This window comes from Rhodococcus sp. IEGM 1241, assembly GCF_033142365.1.
In the GTDB taxonomy this organism is placed as follows: Bacteria; Actinomycetota; Actinomycetes; order Mycobacteriales; family Mycobacteriaceae; genus Rhodococcus_F; species Rhodococcus_F erythropolis.
Window position 1 is genome coordinate 146,280 of sequence record NZ_JAWLSE010000005.1, and the last position, 21,455, is coordinate 167,734.

The following is a 21,455-nucleotide window of genomic DNA, read 5'->3' on the forward strand; positions in this document are numbered from 1 at the left end:
CCGTAACAGGTAGATTTTCCGCTTTTCACGTGCAGGTTTTCTCATCCGGCGACGGGGGCCGGCCTGGTCAGTCCGACCGACGCGAGCGCAGCTCCGGCGATTCCCGCGGTGTTGAGGAGGGTGGCGGGGACGACCTTCGTGCGGTTGGTCAGGTGCGGAATCCACTTCTCGTGCTTGCGGCTGATTCCGCCTCCGGCGATGAAGAGATCAGGCCACAGCAGGTTCTCGAAGGTGGTTAGAACTCGGGAGACCTCGACCGCCCACTCCTTGTAGCTCCAGTCCTTTTTTTCCTTCACCGACGACGCCGCTCGATGCTCGGCTTCCTTGCCGTCGACCTCGAGGTGGCCGAACTCGGTGTTGGGCAACAGAACTCCGTTGTGCAACACGGCAGATCCGATTCCGGTGCCGAAGGTCAAGAGGATCACGACGCCGGAGGTGTCCTTGCCCGCGCCGAACGAGTCCTCGGCAATTCCGGCGGCGTCGGCGTCGTTGAGGACGGTGACTTCGCGCCCGCCCAGGGCCTTGCCGAAGAGCGCGGCCGCGTCGGTGTCGATCCAGGACTTGTCGATGTTCGCGGCGCTGCGCGCGACGCCGCCGGTCACGACAGCGGGCAACGTGATGCCGACCGGACCGGTCCACTTGGCTTGCTCGACGATCTCGGCCACAGTGCCCGCGATCGCATCGGGAGTGGACGGCTGCGGGGTCAGGATCTTGATGCGGTCACCGATCATTTCCCCGGTGCTCAGGTCGATCGTGCCGCCCTTGACGCCGCTGCCGCCGACGTCGATCCCGAAACCTGTGGTTGTCATCGTCCTGCGCTCCTGAGTGTCGAATTCGAGGTCACGATCTACCGTTGCAAACACTAACCCGAACGAGGACTCGGGCGCGTGCGACTCCAGGCGTTCGAGTGGTGCCCCTCGGTAGAGATGTGTTGCGATGGTCCGGTGCGCCCTTCAGAAAGAACATTGCCCGACTTTTCCGCCGATTCTCTGGACCCCGCACAATTGCGGGCAGTTGCCGTAGCCGTCGCCGAACGCGCAGCCGAACACGTCCGCGTGCGTCGGCCCGAGGTATTCGGCCTGGTGGGTTCCGGTGCCTCCGAGGGTGGTTCGGTTGCTGCGAAGAGCACGCCGACCGATCCCGTCACGGTGGTCGATACCGAAACCGAACAGGTGATTCGCGACCTTCTGGCGCAATTGCGCCCTGCAGATTCGATCTTGGGTGAGGAAGGTGGCGGAGACACCGACGATTCCGCGGGAGTTCGATGGGTTGTCGATCCCATCGACGGCACGGTGAATTTTCTCTACGGAATCCCCGCGTTCGCCATTTCGGTGGCCGTACAGATCGACGGGATCTCAGTGGCCGGGGCTGTCGTCGACGTGTCGCTGGAAACAACGTATTCCGCGCACCGGGGCGGCGGCGCAACCATGGCCACGGCCGACGGCGTCGTCAGCGAACTGCACGCCAATGAGGTGACCGAACTGTCAATGGCTCTGTTGGCCACCGGTTTCGGCTACGGAGCGGATCGCCGAAAGGTGCAGGGCACCTTGATCGGGCAGATCCTGCCGCAGGTTCGCGACATCCGACGCATAGGTTCGGCAGCTTTGGATCTGTGCATGGTTGCCACCGGCCGGGTCGACGCTCACTTCGAGCACGGGCTGAGTCCGTGGGACTGGGCCGCGGGCTCCCTGATCGCTTCCGAAGCGGGCGCCGTGATCAACGTCCCGGCGCCCAATTCCACGTCGGCCGACGGAGATGTCGTCTATGCGGTGGCTCCGGCGATCGCCGAGCAGTTCGCGCACATGCTCAGTTCGATCGGCGCAGATCAGCCGATTCCGAGCTGAGGCCGAACCGGGTTTGTCAGCAGCGCGCCGTGCGCGCTGCTTTGAGCAGTGCGATGTCCATCGGAGCGACTTCGGCGTTTGCGGGCTGCTCGGCCAGAGCATGCAGGATCGCGGTGGCGTCGGTGTTGGGGGTCAGGGCGCCCTTGTTGTAGGTGCCGAGAGCCAGGTCGACGGTGTCGTCGCCGCGGCCGTCCTGGACCAGTTCGGCGCAGGGGGCGACCAGCCAGACGGAACTGGCGGCGGCGAGGCCGTTCGCTCCGAAGCGGATCTGACCCTGGCACTCCATGTTCTGGTCGACGTAGACGGGGTCGTTTCCGACCTGGACGTCCGGCGCGCTGGAGAAGCCGAACTCGCTCAGTTGCGCTGCCACCTGGGCGGCCTGACCGTGTTCGCCGTTGGCGTTGAACACACGAACCTTGGTGGCCGCCAGGGGAGCGGGATCCACGTCGAGCAGCTTCGAACGGTCGACGACGGTTCCCAGCGGTAGTGGCGCCGCTGCCGAGGGATCGGAGGAAGGCTGCGGGAGGTTGCAGGCGACGGTGTCACTGACTTCTGCCTCGGCGCTCAGGATGCGGACCCACAAGACACTGCCGATCAATGCGAGTACCGCGAACACGGCGATCACCGGCCACGCGCGCCGACGGCGGAACGGACGTCCCTGGTCATCGGTAGAGCTGCCTTCGGTGATCAGAGAAACCACGGTATCCCTCGACTTTCTTGACGAAACTTCTACTTCGCCATCGGGCCGAGCGGCGCCGGCATGACGTTCGGTGCCTACCTTAGAGGGCTTGTGTGACGACACAGCCGAAGCGCGGCTCGACGCGTCGGGCCGCTGGCGATCGCCCGACGGTAGTTGGGCAACTAGCGGGCAGTTTCTACCCGGATCCGGTCTGAAAATGTCGCCGAAAGGTCACAGCTTGCTCTTGCCTTGGTGACAATTCGCAGTCATTTTTCGGAAATTTCCGATTCGGTTACTACTTTCGTGCTCACGTCGGCTACTGTCTGGCGGCCCAGGTCGTTCAACTGGGCATCGGCCGGACGCCGAAATGACAACCAAATGAGGCGCAGATCACGTTCTCGGAAGGAACTTCCGGGCACTAATTCCAGTCCTGCAGCGTTATGCAGCGACAGGGAATGATCTGGATGCCACGGCGGTTTCCATGCGCATCAAGGATCTACCGGATTCTCGGCGCACACGGGACCGGGATACACGAAGAGGATGGGGTAGACGAGATGGCAACTGACTACGACGCACCGAGGCGTACAGAGTCCGACGAGGTTTCGGAGGACTCTCTCGAGGAGCTGAAGGCGCGACGCAACGAAGCGCAGTCAGCCGTCGTCGACATCGACGAGACGGACACCGCGGAGTCCTTCGAGCTGCCGGGTGCCGACCTTTCCGGCGAGGAACTCTCGGTTCGAGTTGTTCCGAAGCAGGCAGACGAGTTCACGTGTTCGAGCTGCTTCCTGGTTCATCACCGCAGCCGCCTGGCCAGTGATGCCAACGGACAGCTCGTATGCATGGACTGCGCTGCCTGATCTCCCTTCCCGGTGGTCGACCCGTCAGCTCGCGGGTCGACCAAGGGTCGGGAAGTACTGCTTTGCTGTGACCGCGCTGGTCAGCGATCCAGCGCAGCCAGCAGATCGGCGGGACGACGTGTGCTCACCAGCCAGTACGGCGTGGGATCCTCCGGGTCGTCGAGCACGATCAACACCATTGTCTTGACCCATGGGCGATGTTGGACGAACGCCGACGGATCGAGTTGGCGCCCCATCGCCGCACTCTTTGCGGAAGCCGGCACTGCTGCCGCCCGCGAAATCAGTTCGACCGGCAGGTGGGCTCGACCCACGTGCAGTTCTTTCACCCCTGCTGTCTCCACCACCTCGACGCGCATCCGGCTGAGCCAGAATGCCGCCCAGATCGGGATGGGGAGCAGCACGACGTACGCCAGGTACGAGAGAAGCCCCGGGCGGCCCATGTGGACCTCGGCCGCGAGGAGTCCGGCTACGGCCAGCCCGGCGATCCACCACCAGATCGGCACCCACAGGCGCTCGGAGAACAGCGTCGTGGATGGGGGCGTTGTGGTGGCGACGTCAGGTCGAGATGTTTCGGGCACCTGTCAAGGATAGTCCGTCGCTACGAGTAGTCTTGGCCCACGTGAGCGACCATCTCTCCATCGCCTTGAAGCGACTGGATCCAGACCTGCCCGTTCCACAGCGTGCGCATCCCGGAGATGCGGGTGTGGATCTGTGCTCCACCAGCGATGTCACCATCGAACCCGGCCACCGAACACTGGTCGGAACGGGGATCGCGATCGCTTTGCCGGTGGGCACCGTCGGGTTGATCCATCCGCGTTCCGGACTTGCCGCAAAATCGGGACTGTCGATCGTGAACGCGCCCGGAACCGTGGACGCGGGATACCGGGGCGAACTCAAGGTCTGCTTGATCAATCTCGATCCGGCCACAGCCATCGACATCCGCCGCGGTGACCGAATCGCTCAGCTCGTGGTTCAACGAGTCGAACTTCCGGTTTTCGAGGAAGTCGAGTCGCTGGACGACACGACCAGAGGAACCGGAGGCTACGGTTCCAGCGGCGGTCACGCGATACTCGATACCGATGCGCCTGGCGCGGTCGTCGGAGAGGGAGTCTGAATCATGTTCGGACGCAAGAAGAAGACAGACGTCGACGAGGAACCCACCAGCTTCTTCGGTGACGAGAACGACGAGTCGGTGGAGATCGACGAGGTCGAAGACGATCTCGACGTCGCCGGCGACGAGTTCGGTGACGAATCGGAAGGCCCTTACGACATCACGGAGATCGATTCCGACGATCCGACGGCAGGCCGTGACGGTCAGCGCCTGGATCTCGGTTCCGTTCTGGTGCCGATGCCGACCGGCGGACAGTTGCAGGTCGAGATGGCACCCAACGGTTCGCCGCAGGCCGTGCACCTGGTCACCGAACATGGCCGCATCACGGTTGCTGCATACGCCGCCCCGAAATCACCCGGTCAGTGGCGTGAGGTCGTTGCCGAACTCGCGCAGTCGCTTCGCGACGACAATTCTGCGGTGAGCGTCGAGAACGGCCCTTGGGGCCGGGAACTGGCTGCCGTGACGGCCAACATGGACCTGCGGTTCATCGGCGTCGACGGTCCGCGGTGGATGGTGCGCTGCGTGGTAGCGGGTCCGAGCGGATCCACCGCCGCGAACACCCCTTTGGTGGCAATCGCACGCGACATCCTGCGAGACACCGTCGTCAACCGAGGATCGGAGCCGCATCCGGTGCGGACACCGCTGCCCGTCGTGCTCCCGCAGGTACTCGCCGAGCAGTTGGCGGCCGCACACGAGCAGCAGTTGGCGACAGCGCAGCAGCAACAGGTCGCCGCCCAGCAGCAACAGCAGTCAGCTCCGCCCGCTCCGCCGGCACCTCCAGCGCGACCGACCCCGCCGCCGCGTAGCGGCGAATCCGGTTCTGCCATGCAGCAATTGGGTCAGTAGCAGGGTTTCTTTCAGGCGCTCGCGGTGGTATCGGATTCGATCGCCGCGAGCGCTTTGATGCAGGTGGCCCCGAGAACCGCGGGGTCGCGCCCGATCATGTCGAGCGTCGTCGTGGCGACTGCGCCGCGGGGGAGTGCATTCGCCCAGGCCTGCGCCACTGCCGCGGGATGAACCGGATCGTCCACCGCCGAAGCGATGCCGACCGGAATGCCCACCGCCTGTAACGCGCTCTCGCTGAGCGAGTGGTACGACGCCGCCTCGTCGAGCGCGGCCGGGAGATCGGGCCATTGAGAGCGCCAGGAGCGCTCGAGTTCGGCTCCGAGCCACGCCGGACTCGACGCGAGCATCGCTGCGATCACCGCCTCCAACCCTTCGGAGCGCAGTTGTGCTGCGGTGAACCTCGCGCTCGCTGCAGCGGGTGCGTCGTCCGCCGACCCGATCCAGGCCGGAAGTGCTGCCAACACACTCACGGTTCGATCGGGGTTCTCGGCGGCCCACTGGAGCGCCACGGCGGCCCCGATCGAGACGCCTCCGACGATGATTCGGCCGTGCGTGTCCGCGGCTCGGTCCATCGCGTCCAGATAGCCGTCCACGACACGCCGAGGGTCCGGTTCAATTGCGACGATGCGCACACCCAGAGCCGCTAGCGGCGCCCGGAATGCGCGATCTGCGAAGTGGGCGTCAGAGCCTGTACCTGGGAGAACGACGGCAACGGTCGCCGATTCTGAGTTCTGCATCTTTTGATCTTGCCCGGTGCCCCCGAGACGCGGACTGACCGGTGTGGTTACACGCTCGCAATGGGTCTACAGTGGCGATCACACAGCCCTTCACGTGACGCGAAACCCTTGCGTCACACATGTTCGCAGGAGCGCGCAATGGCACCCGCCGCCGCAGGATATTTTCGTCGACTGACCCAGCGTCTGACCGAGGACGTCGACCAGTTGGACGCCCAGGAGATGGCCGAGTCCAACAAGGCTTCCGGAGGTCAGAAGGCCTGCGATTGTCGTCGCGGTGAAGAAGTCACGATGGTGGGCCGACTCCGCAGCGTCGACGCGTGTCCCAAGTCGGGAAATGCCAGCATCGAGGCCGAGTTCTTCGACGGCACCGAGGTGATCAATCTCGTCTGGATCGGGCGTCGCCGGATCCCGGGAATCGAGACCGGTAAGACCCTGCTGATCCGCGGTCGTGTGGGCGAGCGTGACGGTCGCAAGGCGATCTTCAACCCTTACTACGAACTGCGCGGCGAATAGGCGCGTTTCCCGCATTTACCGTGCAACTCGGTGACTGTGGCACCCTCGACAGGTGACTGAAACACAACAGCGATCGGTAATCGACCAACTCGGCGGGCTGAGTGGTCTGATCTATTCGTCTTTGCCGATTCTGATTTTTGTCCCGGTCAACAGCATCTGGAACCTCACCGCGGCAATCTGGGCCGCATTGGGCGTCGCTGTCGCTATCGCGGCCTGGCGCCTTTTCCGCAAGGATTCCCTCCAACCCGCAATTTCCGGGTTTCTCGGAGTCGGAGTTTCCGCGTTCATCGCCTATCGCACCGGCGATGCCAAAGGATATTTCCTCTTCGGTATCTACACGAGCCTCGCCTACGGTGCGGTCTTCCTGATTTCCATCCTCGTGCGCTGGCCCCTCGTCGGAATCATCTGGGGTTATCTCAACGGGCACGGCAATCTTTGGCGCAAGCACAGCTCCGCCGTCCGGCTCTACGACGTCGCGACGGCGGCGTGGGCGCTGGTCTTCGGTGCACGGTATCTCGTTCAGTCACAGCTCTACGACACCGACCACACTGGATGGCTCGCAGTCGCGCGTATCGGCATGGGTTGGCCGTTGACCGGTTTGGTGCTGCTCGTGACGGTCTGGGCTGTGCGGAAGGCCGATCGCATCGTCGAGCCGGAACCGGTTGTGGAGCCCGAAAGCAGCGAGCCCACCGCAACGGACGCAGGGTCCGAAGAGGTGGGCTCGGTGAATCTGACGAAGCCGCGCGAAGACCGCGATCTCAGCTGATCAGGTCCTGGTACTCGGGGTGCTTGTCGAGAAACTTCACGACGTACGGGCAGACCGGGTGAACCTTGAGGCCACGGGCGCGTAGGTCGTCCAGAGCCTGGCGGACCAGAATCGCGGCCAGCCCGAAACCTTCGAAGGCCGGGTAGATCTCGGTGTGGTTGAACGAGACGACGTCACCGGACGTGGTGTAGTCCTCGATGCCGGCGAGGTCGCCGTCTGCATGGATCTCGTACCGGCTCTGGGCTGGATTGTCGGTGACTACGGTGTTTTCGGGTGCTTGTGCCATGTGATTCCCTTTCGTCGTCAGTGTGTTCGTCGGTCAATTCTCCAGGCGGAGTGCAACGCGCAACTGATCCTCGGCGTCGACGGCCGCGACGAACAGGAGTTCGTCTCCACCTTCGATGGGATCGTCCATCTGCGGGACGATCACACGCCCACCCCGCAGAATGGTGACCAGTGCGCAGTCCCGCGGAAGTTCGAGCTTCTTGACGGCTTTTCCGGCAAGAGGTGTGTTGTCGGGCAACGTGATCTCGACGAGATTGGCCTGCCCCTGCCGCAGTGTCATCAGTTTGACCAGGTCACCGACGGAGACGGCTTCTTCGACGAGCGAAGCGAGCATCCGCGGTGTCGAGACGGCGACGTCGACGCCCCACGACTCGTCGAAGAGCCATTCGTTGCGGGGATCATTGACGCGGGCGACAACTCGGCGAACGCCGAACTCGGTTTTCGCGAGCAGACTGAGGACCAGGTTGGCCTTGTCGTCTCCGGTTGCGGCGATCACGACCTCGTAGGACTCCATCGACGCGTCCTCGAGGCGGCTGAGTTCGCACGCGTCCGCGTGTACCCACTTCGCCTCGGGCACCGACTCCGGTTCGATGTGATCGAGTTTGCGCTCGATCAGCATGACGTCGTGTGAGCTTCGAATCAGCTCTCGCGCAATGGAGCGGCCTACGGCGCCGGCTCCGGCGATGGCGACCTTCATCGAGAACTTCCAATCACGTTGTAGTGCAACACAGTCGCAGGCTTGTTGTGAGGGGCGGCGTTCGGATCAGTCATCTGCGGCCTCCGTCAGTCGTCACTCGGCGGCGGGTTGCCGGCCAGTGCGATCGCTTCGGCGACAGTTCCCGATACCGCGGCGATGTAGACCTGGTCGTCGGCCTGGATGACGGTCTTGCGATCGGGGAGCACGCCGGTTCCGAATCGGATGATGAAGGCGACTCTCGAACTGGTCGCGCTCTCGAGTAGTGCGATCGGCTTGCCGGCCCAATCCTCGTGCAGGGCAAGTTCGGTAATCGCAACAGTGCCCGAAGGATCGCGCCACTTCGCGGTCTGACTTTCCTTGGTCAGCGTGTGAAGGAAGCGATCCGTCGACCACGGCACGGTCGCGACGGTGGGGATGCCGAGGCGCTCGTAAACAGCGGCACGCTTGGCGTCGTAAATACGCGCGACGACGCGTTCGACGCCGAAAGTCTCGCGTGCGACTCGCGCTGCGATGATGTTGGAGTTGTCTCCCGATGACACCGCAGCGAAGGCGTCGGCCCGCTCGATGCCCGCCCGGACCAGCACGTCACGGTCGAACCCCATTCCCAGAACCTTGGTTCCCGGGAAGTCGAGATCGAGACGCAGAAACGCACTCTGATCGCGGTCGATGACGGCGACCTCATGTCCGATCCTGGTCAGAGACGCGGCGAGGGAAGAACCCACTCGACCGCACCCCATGATGACGACATACACGCCCTACTCCGTTCATGGACCCTCATGGCGCGATTGCACGCCGAATCGAACGGTACAGCCCCTCACGGGAAGAGCAAGTACAACGGTCGCCTGCGTGCCGGGTGTCACGACAAAAGGTGAAGTTGGGGCTCTGATGACTCCGAATCGGGCGAGACGGCTTACGCTTTGCACGTGTCTAAGCTCTCGACCGCTACCAAGCGGCTCCTGCTCGGTCGGCCGTTCCGAAGCGACAAACTCGGGCACACGCTGCTACCCAAGCGAATTGCACTACCGGTCTTCGCGTCCGACGCGATGTCGTCCGTCGCGTATGCCCCCGAAGAAATCTTCCTGGTTCTCTCCGTCGCGGGTATTTCCGCGTATGCGTACACGCCCTGGATCGGATTGTCCGTCGCCATCGTCATGGCTGTGGTGGTGGCGAGCTACCGCCAGAACGTCCATGCATACCCGTCGGGTGGCGGCGACTACGAGGTTGCAACGGTCAACCTCGGCCCGACCGCCGGTCTGACCGTCGGTAGTGCGCTGATGGTCGACTACGTGCTGACGGTCGCCGTGTCGATCTCGTCGGCGGCGTCGAACATCGGCTCGGCTCTGCCGTTCGTCGCGCAGCACAAGGTGTTGTTCGCGGTTGCGGCGATCGTGTTGCTGACCGCGGTCAACCTTCGCGGTATCCGTGAATCCGGTACCGCGTTCGCAATTCCGACCTACGCATTCATCGTCGGCATGTTCCTGATGCTCGGGTGGGGGTTCTTCCGGATCTACGTCCTCGGCGAGGACGTGCACGCGGAATCGTCGTCGTTCACGCTCAACGCCGAGGATTCGCATCTGTACGGAATTGCCTTCGCGTTCCTGATCGCGCGCGCCTTCTCCTCGGGCTGTGCTGCATTGACCGGCGTCGAGGCCATCAGTAACGGCGTACCGGCGTTCCAGAAGCCGAAATCACGCAACGCGGCCACGACCTTGCTGCTGCTCGGGTCGATCGCCATCGTCCTGTTGATGGGCATCATCATCCTGGCTCAGAAGATCGGCATCGTCTACGCACACAATCCGCAGGAACAGCTGGTCGGTGCGCCGGAGGGTTATCACCAGAAGACCTTGATCGCGCAGATCGCCGAAGCCGTGTTCAGTGGTTTCCCGATCGGATTCTTCTTCATGGCGATCGTCACGGCACTGATCTTGGTTCTGGCCGCGAACACCGCGTTCAACGGATTCCCGGTACTCGGATCGATCCTGGCGCAGGATCGGTACCTACCGCGTCAGCTGCACACGCGCGGCGACCGACTCGCATTCAGCAACGGAATCCTCTTCCTCTCCGGTGCTGCTATCGCATTCGTCGTGGTGTTCGGCGCCGAGGTCACCAAGCTCATCCAGCTGTACATCGTCGGCGTCTTCGTCTCGTTCGTGCTCAGCCAGACGGGCATGATCAAGCACTGGACTCGGCATCTGAAGTCCGAGACCGACAAGGCACAGCGGGCCCGGATGCAGCGCTCGCGAGTGATCAATTCGATCGGTCTCGCAATGACCGCCACCGTCCTGATCATCGTTCTGATCACCAAGTTCGCTGCCGGCGCCTGGATCGCCATCGTCGCGATGGTCGCGATCTTCATCGTGATGAAGATGATCCGCAAGCACTACGACAGCGTCGCAGCCGAGCTCGAGGAGCAGGAGTGGGACGGCGTACTGCCCAGCCGCACGCACTCGATCGTGCTCGTCTCGAAGTTGCACATGCCGACCATGCGAGCTCTCGCCTACGCGCGAGCCACGCGACCGGACACTCTCGAAGCCATCACGGTCAACGTCGACGAGCCCGACACCCGTGCACTCGTGCGTGAGTGGGAGAAGAGCGACGTGACGGTTCCGCTCAAGGTGATCGAGTCGCCGTACCGCGAAATCACCAAGCCGGTTCTCGATTACGTCAAGCGTGTACGACGCGATGCTCCGCGTGATGTCGTCACCGTCTTCATTCCCGAGTACGTCGTCGGACACTGGTGGGAGCAGATCCTGCACAATCAGAGCGCGCTTCGTCTGAAGAGTCGTCTGCTCTTCCAGCCCGGCGTGATGGTGACCAGCGTTCCGTGGCAGCTGAGTTCGTCGGCAAAGGCGAAGCCGCTGGACATCGAGAAGACCGCAGGCGCCACGCGTCGCGGTTACGACACCGGCGAGAAATGATCACCGGCGAAAAATGATCGGCAACATCGAAATGGCAGGCGTAGTTCGTTGAGTGAGAATTGGACCGGGCAGACCTTCGAGGTCGATCTGGGCAACCCCGGTCACGGCGGGTTCGTCGTCGCCCGGCACGAGGGACGGGTCGTGTTCGTCCGTCACGGTTTGCCGGGGGAGCGGGCGCTGGTCCGGGTGACGGAGGACAAGGGCGGATCGTTCTGCCGCGCCGACGCGATCACAGTTCTCGACGCATCTCCGCATCGCATCGATCCGACATGCCCGATCTCCGGCCCGGGCGGGGCGGGCTGCTGCGACTACTCGCATGCGGATCTGAGTGTCCAACGTGAGATGAAGACCTCGGTCGTGCGTGAGCAGCTTCTGCGACTCGCTAGTGTCGAATCGGACGTCGCGGTAGAGGAACTACCTGGAACCGGAGACGGAACGGGTTGGCGCACGCGAGTCCGGTTGGCGGTGGACGGGCACGGGGTCGCGGGATACCACGCGTACCGGAGCAACCGGATCGTCACGGACCTGCGCTGCACCCAGATTGATCAGAGCGCGTACGACGGTCTCGGCGGTGCGCAATGGGCGCCAGGGAGCGAGCTGCAGGTCGTTCTCGACGCTGCCGGTCAGCGGCACGTCGTGGAAATTGCCGCACCCGCGGTGTCCAAGACGGGACGGCGGACTCCGGGGCGTCGCGGCGCGATGGCACGCCGAGCGGCGAGCGGCGGCCCGCGAAAGACCCGAGTGGCCATCGGATCGGACACAGTGATCGAGCGCGTCGGCAATCGAGAATGGGCGCTGGCCGCGACCGGTTTCTGGCAGGCACATCGCGGCGCTGCGAACGCGTACTCACAGGTGGTCGGGGAGTGGGCCGGAGCCGCTACCGCGGACACGGCGTGGGATCTCTACGGCGGAGTCGGGGTTTTCGCAGCCGTGCTCGCCGACCTTGTCGGGCCGTCCGGCGTGGTGGAGTCCGTCGAATCTTCGGCGCGCGCAGTCGCGGACGGGCGGGCAGCTCTGTCCGATCTCGGTCAGGTGCGCTTCCACAGCGCCCGCGTGGAGAACGTCATCGCGGATCTGGAGCGTTCGCCTGCCGTCGTCGTGCTCGACCCGCCACGTGCGGGAGCCGGCCGTCCGGTCGTGGAAGCTCTCGCCGCAACGGGCGCCGAACGGATCGTGCACATCGGGTGCGACCCGGCGTCGTTCGGCCGCGATATCGGTCTCTACCTGGAGCAGGGCTTCAGAATCGGCGGACTCCGGGCGTTCGACGCCTTCCCTCAGACACACCACATGGAGTGCATCGCGCTCCTCGAACGCTGACGCGTCCCGAAATCTTTCCCTGAAACGGTGTGACGCTTCTCGCGTTCAGAACAGTTGCTTGCATTACGCAACTAATCGTATAGTTTCGTTCTGCAAGTAGTTTTCCGTTTTCAAGTCACGGCTCGTTCGGGCCACTCGAATTCAGGGGTAGGCAATGTCGGTACAGCCGGAGACGGCCCAGGCGCTCGTCGACACGATCTTCATGTTCGGCAGATCGCTGCGAGCCGCGGTCACCACCGGTGCAGACAGCCTGCTGCCGCCTGCGCTGGTCAGTGTGTTGTTCATGCTGGCGGCGCGTGGGGAGTGCCGACAGAACGAATTGGCCGTCGATCTATGTGTCAGTCAGTCGTCGCTCAGCCGGCAAATGTCGGATCTGGTCGACGCGGGGTATGTCGAGAGAAATCCCGATCCGGCTGACAAGCGGGCGTTCCGCATCCGAGTATCGGAAGAGGGACACGACGTTTTACGGAGAACCACGCAGCGGCGTGCGGCGCGTTTGCGCAACATGCTCGAAGACTGGAGCCAGGAAGAGGCCATGGCCGCAGTGACATCGCTGCAACGTCTCAATGAGACGTTCGGCGCATCGAATCGGCAGGCCTCACCGGCAGTTCCGCACACGGGCGTAGAAAGTATTGGGAGATAAGGCACATGGCAGCAACAGTAGGAGAAACCCGGGCAAGTACCGGAGGTGACGGATCGGCTCGCGAAGCGGGCGCGATGACTCACCGCGAAATTCTCGAAGCACTCACCGGACTCATCGCAGCGCTGTTCACCGCGCTGCTGAGTAGCACCATCGTTTCGACAGCGCTTCCCACGATCATCGGTGAACTGCACGGAACTCAGACGCAGTACGCGTGGATCATCACCACGGCACTGCTCGCCACCGCGGCATCGACGCCGATCTGGGGCAAACTGGCCGACCTTTACAACAAGAAGGTCCTGGTCCAGACCGCGATCGTCATCTTCGTGATCGGCTCGGTCATCGCCGGCGCGGCGCACAATGTTCCGTTGCTGCTCGGTGCACGTGTCATCCAGGGCATCGGCATGGGCGGCCTGACCGCTCTCGTCGTAGCCATCATCGGCACGATCATCCCGCCGCGAGATCGCGGTCGCTACTCCGGATACATGGGTGCGGCAATGGCCGTCTCGATGTCCGGTGGACCGATCCTCGGTGGCGTCCTCGTGGACACTGCCGGCTGGCGCTGGTGCTTCTACGTGTGTGTTCCGCTGGCAGTCATCGCGCTGTTCCTGCTTCAGCGCACACTGCACGTCGAGACCGTGAAGAAGGACAACGTCTCCATCGACTGGATGGGCGCCACCTTGCTCACCGCCGGTGTCAGCGTCCTGCTGATCTGGGTTTCGTTTGCCGGTCAGGACGACTACTACGCCTGGTTCTCGAAGGAGTCGGCCTTCTTCGTCATCGGTGGTCTGGCCCTGCTCGGCCTGACGATGTTCGTCGAATCCAAGGTCAAGGATCCGATCCTGCCGATCAAGATCATCACCGAGCGCACAACTGCTCTCGCGATCATCGCCTCGATCGCAGTCGGTGTCGGCCTCTTCGGCGCGACGACCTTCCTGACGCAGTACTTCCAGACCGCACGCGGATTCGATCCCACCGAAGCCGGATTGCTCACCATTCCGATGGTCGCAGGCATGCTCGTCGCCTCCGTCGGCTCGGGACAGCTGATCACCAAGTTCGGTCAGTGGAAGCCCTTCATCGTCGCCGGCGCAGTTCTGCTGCTGGTCGGTTTCGGGCTGCTGTCGACGATCGACCACGCCACCAGCCTCTGGACCATCGGAATCTTCATCGCCATCGTCGGTCTGGGTACCGGCATGTTGATGCAGAACATCGTGCTCGCGGTGCAGAACACGGTCAGCGTCGAGAACATCGGTGCGGCCAGCAGTATCGTGGCGTTCTTCCGCACGTTCGGCGGCGCGATCGGCGTGTCGGTGCTCGGTTCGATTCTTGCGACCCGCGTCAAGACACTGACAGTCGATTCGGTCTCCACCTTGCCGCCCGAGCAGCAGGCAGTAGCTGGAAAGAGCCTCCAGGACGGCCTCGACCTGAGCAATATGCCTGACTTCGTCTCGCAGATCGTTCGGTTCGCCTACGGCGACGCGACAGGACGGATCTTCCTGGTCGCAGCCGTCGTCGCTGTGGTCACGCTCGTGTCGGTCATCTTCATCCCGAACCGTCCGCTGCGCACCACGATCGACATCGCGACTCCTGACGCCGAGCAGAAGTACGAAGAAGAGCGCGAAGAGAAGAACGAAGAGAAGAACCTCACTCGCTGATCCGCATGCCCGGCTGGTCTACCGCCGGCCGCGTCTTCTGAACAGTTCTCTCACGCCATAGCCCATCGAACGCGGACAGAGATCGATTCTTCGATCTCTCCGCGTTCGACGGCTATCGGGGCCGAATCCGCTTTCATCGCCGCGACACGTCCGCGCATCGGCACGATCTGGTCGAAGTCCTCGAGCACCTCGAGAACTTCGACCAGATCTTTGTCTGCCAGGTCTGCGAACTGTCTGGCTTTCGATTCGGCTGCCGTCCATGCCAATTCGCGTGCTTTTGTCGCCAGATCGCTGCGGTCGTCGAGGTCGAACTCGAGCCCGTCGAGCCGAATCGCGTCGCCGCCCACCGATACACACGCCGCGATGACGGCGGCGGGGGAGTTCGCCGCTTCCGGCTCCAGCTCTCGCAGTACGACTCGGAAAGTTGTCGATGCGGTGAATCCTGTTGTCTCCTGGCGGCCTCCGTCACTCCAGTGAGTCTGCGGATGGACGCTCAGCCCGGCGGTGGTGAGGTCCGCTCCGCGCACACCGCGCGCGTGCAGGGTCTCGGTCAGAGCAGTGGACAGACGCGCGACCGCGTCGAATGCGTCGGAAACGGCCGTCTGCGTCACCGATACTCCGATCGTCAGCCGCACGATGTCGGGAACAGCTGTTGCAGTGGCAGTTCCGGTCACCGTGACAGTGGACGGCTCCGAGGTGAGGGCGGTGGTCGGCATGTGTACTTCCTATCCGATTCGTCCGGCGGATATGACACTCCGCAACATCAGGTCCAATTGCTCGTAGGCTCCCGCAGCCAGTCGTTCGAGCAGCGCAAGTTTCAACTCGGGTGCCTGCGCGGTCAGTTCTGCATATCGCTCCGGAGTCAGCACGGCCACGGTGACCGTGGAATCGGCGCGGATGTCGTTGAGGAACGGAGTGTCGAGGAACATCGTCATCTCGCCGAACGTCATTCCGGCGGAGAGCGTCGTGATGCGGTGCTCGACCCCGTGCGCGTCGGTAAACATGGTGCTGACCTGGCCACTGAGAATCAGGTAGAAGCCAGACGCCGATTCACCTCGGCGGGCGATCTTCTCGCCGCGGGCATAGGTACGAGTCTCCAACTCTGCCGAGAATCCCTCGATCTGTGCCGCTGACAGAGCATCGAGAACTGGGTGGTCCTCGATCGAGATCGTCGACGCCTGCCGTTCGGCCTCACAATGCACCGCAAGCAACGTGTCTTCGCACCACTGCATGGCGGAATCGAGATCCGCAAAAACCCGACCACTTCTTCTGGCGGGGTCGATGCTCGAACTTCGTTGTCCCAGCAGTCCTTGCGGATCGACGACGGCCACCGCACAAGCCTGCTCGGCCAGTTGAACCTGCAGCGCAGTGATCATGCGTACTGCGACGTCGCTGGCGTCGTCGACACGGCGGACGTCGATGACGACAACTTCGAGGCCCTCGTCCACCGAGCCGATTTCGCGGACCGCCGATTCGGCACCGGTGAAGAGGAGATCGCCGTGCAGTTCGTAGACCCGGCTGCGCTTGCCGACGTCGTCGAGCACAGCCTGTTCGGTCGGGGTGCGTCGTACTCGCGACGGTGCTTCGATGACGCTGTATCTGGCCCGGATCGACGAGCGTGACGCCCGCGTCACGTGGAGGAAGTGCAGTTCGAGTTCCTTCGACAGTGCACGGGCAGACGCAACTCCGCGAACGCTGTTTCCGTGAACGTCGAGCCTGGGGGAGTACACCGCGATGCCGATCTGGCCAGGCAGAACCGCCAGGACTCCGCCGCCGACGCCGCTCTTGGCCGGCAATCCGACCTCCACCAGCCACTTGCCGGCGCCGTCGTACATTCCGCACGTAGCCATGACGCTGAGGACCTGTTCGACGCCCGCGGGAGCCAGCGCGCGCTCGTGGGTGAGCGGATTGACACCGTTGTTCGCCATCGTCGCAGCCATCAGACTCAGGTCGCGGCAGGTCACGTCGATCGAGCATTGACGGAAATACAGGTCGACGGCCTCGTCGGGATTGCCGGTGATGACGTCGAAGGATCGCAGCATGTGTCCGATCGCGCGGTTGCGGTGACCGGTGCGCGCCTCGGAGGTGTAGACCGACTCGTTGAATGCCAGTTCGCGGCCCGCGTACCTCGAGTACGCCGAGCGGATGCGCTCGAAGCGGGCCTCGGGATTCGGGCCGGCGACCAGTGATGCAGCGGTGATCGCCCCGGCATTGATCATGGGGTTTCGTGGCCGTTCGGTGAGCGGGTCGAGGCTGATTTCGTTGAACGGCTCGCCGGATGGTTCGACGTCGATTTTCGCGGCAACCGCCTCGCTTCCCCGATCGGCGAGAGCCAAGGCGTAGGTGAAGGGTTTCGAGATCGACTGAATGGTGAACGGGATTCGCGAGTCACCGATCTCGTAGACGTAACCGTCGACGGTGGCGATGCAGATTCCGAACGAATCGGGGGCGACCGCCGCGAGTTCGGGGATGTAGTCGGCCAACTCGCCCTCGTCGAGTGATCGGACTTCGTCGAACACTCGCGTTATCAGGTCTTCGACCACAGTTCCCATATGTCGACCTTAAGCCGACATGGCGGTCGTTTTGTGGAACAAGAGTTGTCGAGTCGATTGCGACGGATCCCATTTGTCTGTGATTGCGATCACGAGCGATCCGTGGGATTTCGCTGTTACGCGAAGTCACACCGGATTCGGGCCGAGTCCGCGTGTCGGTTCGCCGGAACGCTCCGTAGACTGGCAGCACTGTCGCGAAGACAGCCGCGGCGCGCACCGGTGCAGCTGTGAAGCACGGAGGGAGCGATCTCGTTGGGTGTTCTTGCCCGCATTCAGGGTCCTGACGATCTACGTCAGTTGAGCCACGCCGAGATGACGGAGTTGGCCGACGAGATTCGTGAGTTCCTCGTGCTGAAGGTCGCTGCGACCGGTGGTCACCTCGGGCCCAACTTGGGCGTCGTGGAGTTGACTCTCGCATTGCACCGAATTTTCGACTCGCCGCAGGACGCGATCATCTTCGACACGGGCCATCAGGCCTATGTGCACAAGATCCTCACCGGTCGTCAGGATCAGTTCGACACTCTGCGTAAGCAGGGTGGACTGTCCGGGTATCCGTGCCGCGCCGAGAGCGAACACGACTGGGTCGAGTCTTCTCACGCTTCCGCCGCGTTGTCCTATGCCGACGGCCTCGCGAAGGCCTTCGCGCTCACGGGTCAGAATCGCCACGTTGTCGCCGTCGTCGGTGACGGCGCCCTGACCGGCGGAATGTGTTGGGAAGCCCTCAACAACATCGCAGCCGGAAAAGACCGTTCGGTGGTGATCGTCGTCAACGACAACGGCCGCTCGTACGCGCCGACCATCGGCGGCCTTGCCGACCATCTTTCGGCACTGCGCACCGCACCGAGTTACGAGCGCGCCCTCGACAGTGGCCGACGCATGGTCAAGAGACTGCCCTGGGTGGGGCGCACCGCGTACTCCGTCCTGCACGGAATGAAGGCGGGTCTCAAGGACGCTGTCAGCCCTCAGGTCATGTTCACCGATCTGGGTATCAAGTACCTCGGACCGGTGGACGGTCACGACGAAGCCGCCATGGAATCGGCGTTGCGCCGGGCGAAGGCCTACGGCGGACCGGTCATCGTGCATGCCGTCACTCGTAAGGGCAACGGTTACGCACACGCCGAGAACGACGTGGCCGACCAGATGCATGCCACCGGCGTCATCGATCCCGTCACCGGTCGCGGCACCAAGTCGTCCGCGCCGGACTGGACGTCGGTCTTCTCGGCCGCATTGATCGAGCAGGCTTCGCGTCGTGAGGACATCGTCGCCATCACCGCGGCGATGGCCGGGCCCACCGGCCTCGCGGCCTTCGGGGAGAAGTTCCCCGATCGGATTTTCGACGTCGGTATCGCCGAGCAGCATGCGATGACCTCGGCCGCCGGTCTTGCACTTGGCGGACTTCACCCCGTCGTTGCTATCTACTCGACCTTCCTCAATCGGGCTTTCGACCAGTTGTTGATGGACGTCGCACTGCTCAAACAACCGGTGACAGTCGTGCTCGACCGCGCCGGGGTCACCGGAGTCGACGGCGCCAGCCACAACGGCGTCTGGGATCTTTCGCTGCTCGGAATCATCCCGGGGATTCGCGTCGCGGCACCGCGTGATGCAGACACACTGCGGGAAGAACTGGACGAGGCGCTTCTCGTCGACGACGGCCCAACGGTCGTACGGTTCCCGAAGGGTGCTGTACCCGAAGCGATTCCGGCAGTGAAGCGACTCGACGGAATGGTCGACGTTCTCAAGGCCAGCGAGGGTGAGCGCGGCGACGTGCTCCTCGTCGCGGTGGGCCCGTTTGCATCCTTGGCGCTCGAGATTGCCGAGCGGCTCGACAAGCAGGGCATCTCGGTTGCCGTCGTTGATCCGCGATGGGTTCTGCCGGTCGCGGATTCGCTGGTGAAGATGGCGGACAAGTACGCCCTCGTGGTCACCATCGAAGACGGCGGTCTGCACGGCGGCATCGGTTCGACGGTCTCGGCCGCGATGCGTGCCGCCGGAGTGCACACGTCGTGCCGCGACATGGGCGTTCCCCAGCAGTTCCTCGATCACGCCAGCCGCGAAGCCATTCACAAGGAACTCGGACTCACGGCTCAGGACCTCTCCCGCAAGATCACCGGCTGGGTGGCGGGGATGGGCAGCGTCGGCGTCCACGTCCAGGAAGACGCGTCGTCGGCTTCGGCTCAGGGCGAAGTCGCGCAAGGCTGACGGCTCGTCTCACGATAATCTCGAAAAGCGGTGGCCCGCGGATCAATCCGAGGGCCACCGCTTTTCGGTGTGAAACAGTGAGATCTCGCTACTGGACGGATTCGAGTGTGCTGCCTCGCGTTTCCTTCACGAATCGCAGGACGACGAACAGTGACAACGCTGCCATGACGGCGTAGCCGGCGTAGGTGTACGACAGATTCCAATCGGCCAGTGCCGGGAACGTCCAGGAGACCAGGAAGTTCGCGACCCAGTTGGTGGCGGTCGCAATTCCTACTGCTGCAGCACGCACGCGATTGGGGAACATTTCGGAGATCAACACCCAGACCACCGGGCCCCAGGACAGAGCGAAGAAGAACACGAATGCGTTCGCACCGATAAGTGCGATAGTCGCGTTGGCTCCGGTCAGCGTGGCCACAGATTCGCCGATCTCGTTCTTGGTCACTGTTGCCGAATGGAAACAGAATGCCGCGGTGCCCAGTGAGATGGCCATACCGGCGGAACCGACCAACAACAGCGGTTTTCGACCGACCCGGTCGATGACGGCGATGGCGACAAACGTACCGACGATGTTGACCAAGGCGCTCACGACGCTGATCAGAAGGGAGCGGTCGGCGCCGAATCCCACTGCCTGCCACAGGGTGCTGGAGTAGTAGAAGATCACATTGATACCGACCAGCTGCTGCAGTGCGGCCAACGCGATACCGACCCACACGAGGTGGGAGACGCCGAGCCGCTTCGAGAAGAGTTGGCGGACCGTGGTTTTGGCTTGCTTCTCGCTGAGCGAGTCGCGGATCTCGTTCATCCGCTCGGTGACGGCGTCGTGATCGCCGCCTTCCAGGTCGGAGATGATCTTGCGAGCGCGATCGTCCTTGCCCTGCGCTACGAGGAATCGCGGCGACTCGGGAATCGTGGTCGTCATGATCAGATACAGAACTGCGGGAACGGCTTCGAGCATCAACATCCACTGCCAGGCCTCGAGGCCCGCGATCTGATTGCGATCGCCACCGGCCGCGGCCTGGAGTGCGTAGTTGACCAACTGCGACACGGCGATTCCGAGAACGATCGCCAATTGGTACATCGAACCGAGACGGCCGCGAATCGCAGCGGGAGAGATCTCCGCGATGTACGCCGGAGCGATGACCGATGCGAAACCGACGGCCAGGCCGCCGACCACGCGCCAGAACGTGAGGTCGTAGACGCTGAACGGAACTGCGGAACCGACGGCGCCGATTATGAACAACACCGCGGCTATTTGCATGACGCGGATGCGGCCGAGGCGATCTGCGAGTGTGCCTGCGATCCAGGCGCCGAGTGCTGCGCCGAGCAGAGTCAGTGAGACCGTGAGCCCGGTGCCCGAGGCGCCGATGTCGTACTTGTCTCGGATCGCACCGACTGCCCCGTTGATGACAGCGGTGTCGTATCCGAACAGAAAACCGCCGAGCGCGGCGGCGCCGGCGAAGAGCACTGCATGTCCGACGTCGGCGCGAGTAGCGCCGGATCCACCGCCGGAGGCGGTTCCGCTGAATGCCATTCCTGCCCCCTCAAAGGCCCTACGGTCGACACCCCGATGCGTCGATCCATCCGCGAGCACTCTGCACGCTACGCCCACCGGACGAGATTTGGCGGGGACTCACGCGCCGTTATCCAGCTGAGTCCATTCCCAGGTCGAAACAACCGGACGCAGAGACAAAGTATTGATTGCAGTCATTATGCACACAATAATGTCGGTGCAGGTGAGGGCGGTTTACTTACCCGCGAGACTCTCGGCTTTGCTGCGATGTCCTCGAGATCCTTTGCCATGAATTTCCGGTCACCCGCGCGCCCAATCGACCGAATACC

At 63.3% G+C, this 21,455-nt stretch carries 21 protein-coding genes; 11 read left to right on the top strand and 10 right to left on the bottom strand.

The genetic code is table 11. The annotated features are described in order from the left end of the window. Window positions 1-41 precede the first annotated feature (41 nt). Window positions 42-809 (bottom strand): polyphosphate--glucose phosphotransferase, encoded by a 768-nt coding sequence (gene ppgK, locus R4P70_RS22015; protein ID WP_007732834.1) that lies wholly within the window; start codon window positions 807-809, stop codon window positions 42-44. A gap of 156 nt (window positions 810-965) precedes the next feature. Here ppgK and R4P70_RS22020 point away from each other — a divergent pair, with 156 nt between their 5' ends. Beyond that, window positions 966-1,844, top strand: a complete 879-nt coding sequence (locus R4P70_RS22020) for an inositol monophosphatase family protein (RefSeq protein WP_021344118.1) — start codon at window positions 966-968, stop codon at window positions 1,842-1,844. A gap of 16 nt (window positions 1,845-1,860) precedes the next feature. Here the strand turns inward: R4P70_RS22020 and cei are convergent, their stop codons facing one another. Next, window positions 1,861-2,544, bottom strand: coding sequence for an envelope integrity protein Cei (gene cei / locus R4P70_RS22025; RefSeq protein ID WP_003942618.1), 684 nt, complete (start codon window positions 2,542-2,544; stop codon window positions 1,861-1,863). Between the two features lie 533 nt (window positions 2,545-3,077). On the opposite strand from cei, the gene R4P70_RS22030 reads away from it, so the two are divergent. Further along, entirely contained in the window at window positions 3,078-3,380 is a 303-nt protein-coding gene (locus R4P70_RS22030; protein ID WP_003942593.1) for a DUF4193 domain-containing protein, read from the top strand. Between the two features lie 80 nt (window positions 3,381-3,460). On the opposite strand, the gene R4P70_RS22035 is transcribed toward R4P70_RS22030, so the two are convergent. Continuing rightward, window positions 3,461-3,958, bottom strand: coding sequence for a DUF3093 domain-containing protein (locus tag R4P70_RS22035; protein ID WP_019748248.1), 498 nt, complete (start codon window positions 3,956-3,958; stop codon window positions 3,461-3,463). Window positions 3,959-3,999: 41 nt separating this feature from the next. Here R4P70_RS22035 and dut point away from each other — a divergent pair, with 41 nt between their 5' ends. Next, entirely contained in the window at window positions 4,000-4,494 is a 495-nt protein-coding gene (gene dut / locus R4P70_RS22040; RefSeq protein ID WP_003942635.1) for a dUTP diphosphatase, read from the top strand. A gap of 3 nt (window positions 4,495-4,497) precedes the next feature. Continuing rightward, complete coding sequence (locus R4P70_RS22045; RefSeq protein WP_070385148.1) at window positions 4,498-5,337, top strand: DUF3710 domain-containing protein; 840 nt, start codon at window positions 4,498-4,500, stop codon at window positions 5,335-5,337. 11 nt (window positions 5,338-5,348) lie between these two features. Here R4P70_RS22045 and R4P70_RS22050 read toward each other — a convergent pair whose 3' ends face one another. After that, window positions 5,349-6,074, bottom strand: coding sequence for an alpha/beta fold hydrolase (locus tag R4P70_RS22050; protein ID WP_019748250.1), 726 nt, complete (start codon window positions 6,072-6,074; stop codon window positions 5,349-5,351). A 138-nt stretch (window positions 6,075-6,212) separates the two neighbouring features. Between R4P70_RS22050 and R4P70_RS22055 the strand changes: the two genes are divergently transcribed. Together R4P70_RS22055 and R4P70_RS22060 are read left to right on the top strand one after the other, a co-directional pair. Then, window positions 6,213-6,587: an OB-fold nucleic acid binding domain-containing protein gene (locus tag R4P70_RS22055; RefSeq protein ID WP_003942613.1), complete on the top strand. Its 375-nt coding sequence runs from the start codon at window positions 6,213-6,215 to the stop codon at window positions 6,585-6,587. Window positions 6,588-6,639: 52 nt separating this feature from the next. Continuing rightward, on the top strand, window positions 6,640-7,353 hold the full coding sequence (locus R4P70_RS22060; protein WP_003942611.1) for a DUF3159 domain-containing protein: 714 nt from the start codon (window positions 6,640-6,642) through the stop codon (window positions 7,351-7,353). Here R4P70_RS22060 and R4P70_RS22065 read toward each other — a convergent pair. The 3 genes from R4P70_RS22065 to R4P70_RS22075 form a co-directional block, all read right to left on the bottom strand. Continuing rightward, complete coding sequence (locus R4P70_RS22065; protein ID WP_019748253.1) at window positions 7,346-7,639, bottom strand: GNAT family N-acetyltransferase; 294 nt, start codon at window positions 7,637-7,639, stop codon at window positions 7,346-7,348. The two genes, R4P70_RS22060 and R4P70_RS22065, sit on opposite strands and share 8 nt — an antisense overlap. Before the next feature lie 33 nt (window positions 7,640-7,672). Further along, entirely contained in the window at window positions 7,673-8,335 is a 663-nt protein-coding gene (locus R4P70_RS22070; protein WP_003942632.1) for a potassium channel family protein, read from the bottom strand. A gap of 86 nt (window positions 8,336-8,421) precedes the next feature. Then, window positions 8,422-9,087 (bottom strand): potassium channel family protein, encoded by a 666-nt coding sequence (locus R4P70_RS22075; RefSeq protein ID WP_019748254.1) that lies wholly within the window; start codon window positions 9,085-9,087, stop codon window positions 8,422-8,424. 171 nt (window positions 9,088-9,258) lie between these two features. On the opposite strand from R4P70_RS22075, the gene R4P70_RS22080 reads away from it, so the two are divergent. The 4 genes from R4P70_RS22080 (at window position 9,259) to R4P70_RS22095 (ending at window position 14,865) form a co-directional block, all read left to right on the top strand. Then, window positions 9,259-11,253: an APC family permease gene (locus tag R4P70_RS22080; RefSeq protein WP_007732857.1), complete on the top strand. Its 1,995-nt coding sequence runs from the start codon at window positions 9,259-9,261 to the stop codon at window positions 11,251-11,253. Window positions 11,254-11,301: 48 nt separating this feature from the next. Beyond that, window positions 11,302-12,570: a class I SAM-dependent RNA methyltransferase gene (locus R4P70_RS22085; RefSeq protein ID WP_047888398.1), complete on the top strand. Its 1,269-nt coding sequence runs from the start codon at window positions 11,302-11,304 to the stop codon at window positions 12,568-12,570. Window positions 12,571-12,724: 154 nt separating this feature from the next. Beyond that, on the top strand, window positions 12,725-13,213 hold the full coding sequence (locus R4P70_RS22090; protein ID WP_003942624.1) for a MarR family winged helix-turn-helix transcriptional regulator: 489 nt from the start codon (window positions 12,725-12,727) through the stop codon (window positions 13,211-13,213). Window positions 13,214-13,218: 5 nt separating this feature from the next. Beyond that, window positions 13,219-14,865 carry an MDR family MFS transporter gene (locus R4P70_RS22095; RefSeq protein ID WP_019748256.1) on the top strand — a complete coding sequence of 549 codons (1,647 nt, stop codon included), beginning with the start codon at window positions 13,219-13,221 and terminating at the stop codon, window positions 14,863-14,865. A gap of 50 nt (window positions 14,866-14,915) precedes the next feature. Here R4P70_RS22095 and R4P70_RS22100 read toward each other — a convergent pair whose 3' ends face one another. Beyond that, window positions 14,916-15,581, bottom strand: coding sequence for an SIMPL domain-containing protein (locus tag R4P70_RS22100; protein WP_019748257.1), 666 nt, complete (start codon window positions 15,579-15,581; stop codon window positions 14,916-14,918). Window positions 15,582-15,590: 9 nt separating this feature from the next. Continuing rightward, on the bottom strand, window positions 15,591-17,417 hold the full coding sequence (glsA, locus tag R4P70_RS22105) for a glutaminase A (RefSeq protein ID WP_019748258.1): 1,827 nt from the start codon (window positions 17,415-17,417) through the stop codon (window positions 15,591-15,593). A gap of 252 nt (window positions 17,418-17,669) precedes the next feature. On the opposite strand from glsA, the gene dxs reads away from it, so the two are divergent. Further along, window positions 17,670-19,616, top strand: coding sequence for a 1-deoxy-D-xylulose-5-phosphate synthase (gene dxs / locus R4P70_RS22110; protein ID WP_019748259.1), 1,947 nt, complete (start codon window positions 17,670-17,672; stop codon window positions 19,614-19,616). 88 nt (window positions 19,617-19,704) lie between these two features. Here dxs and R4P70_RS22115 read toward each other — a convergent pair whose 3' ends face one another. Further along, complete coding sequence (locus tag R4P70_RS22115) at window positions 19,705-21,147, bottom strand: sugar porter family MFS transporter (RefSeq protein ID WP_020907569.1); 1,443 nt, start codon at window positions 21,145-21,147, stop codon at window positions 19,705-19,707. Between the last annotated feature and the right edge of the window lie 308 nt (window positions 21,148-21,455).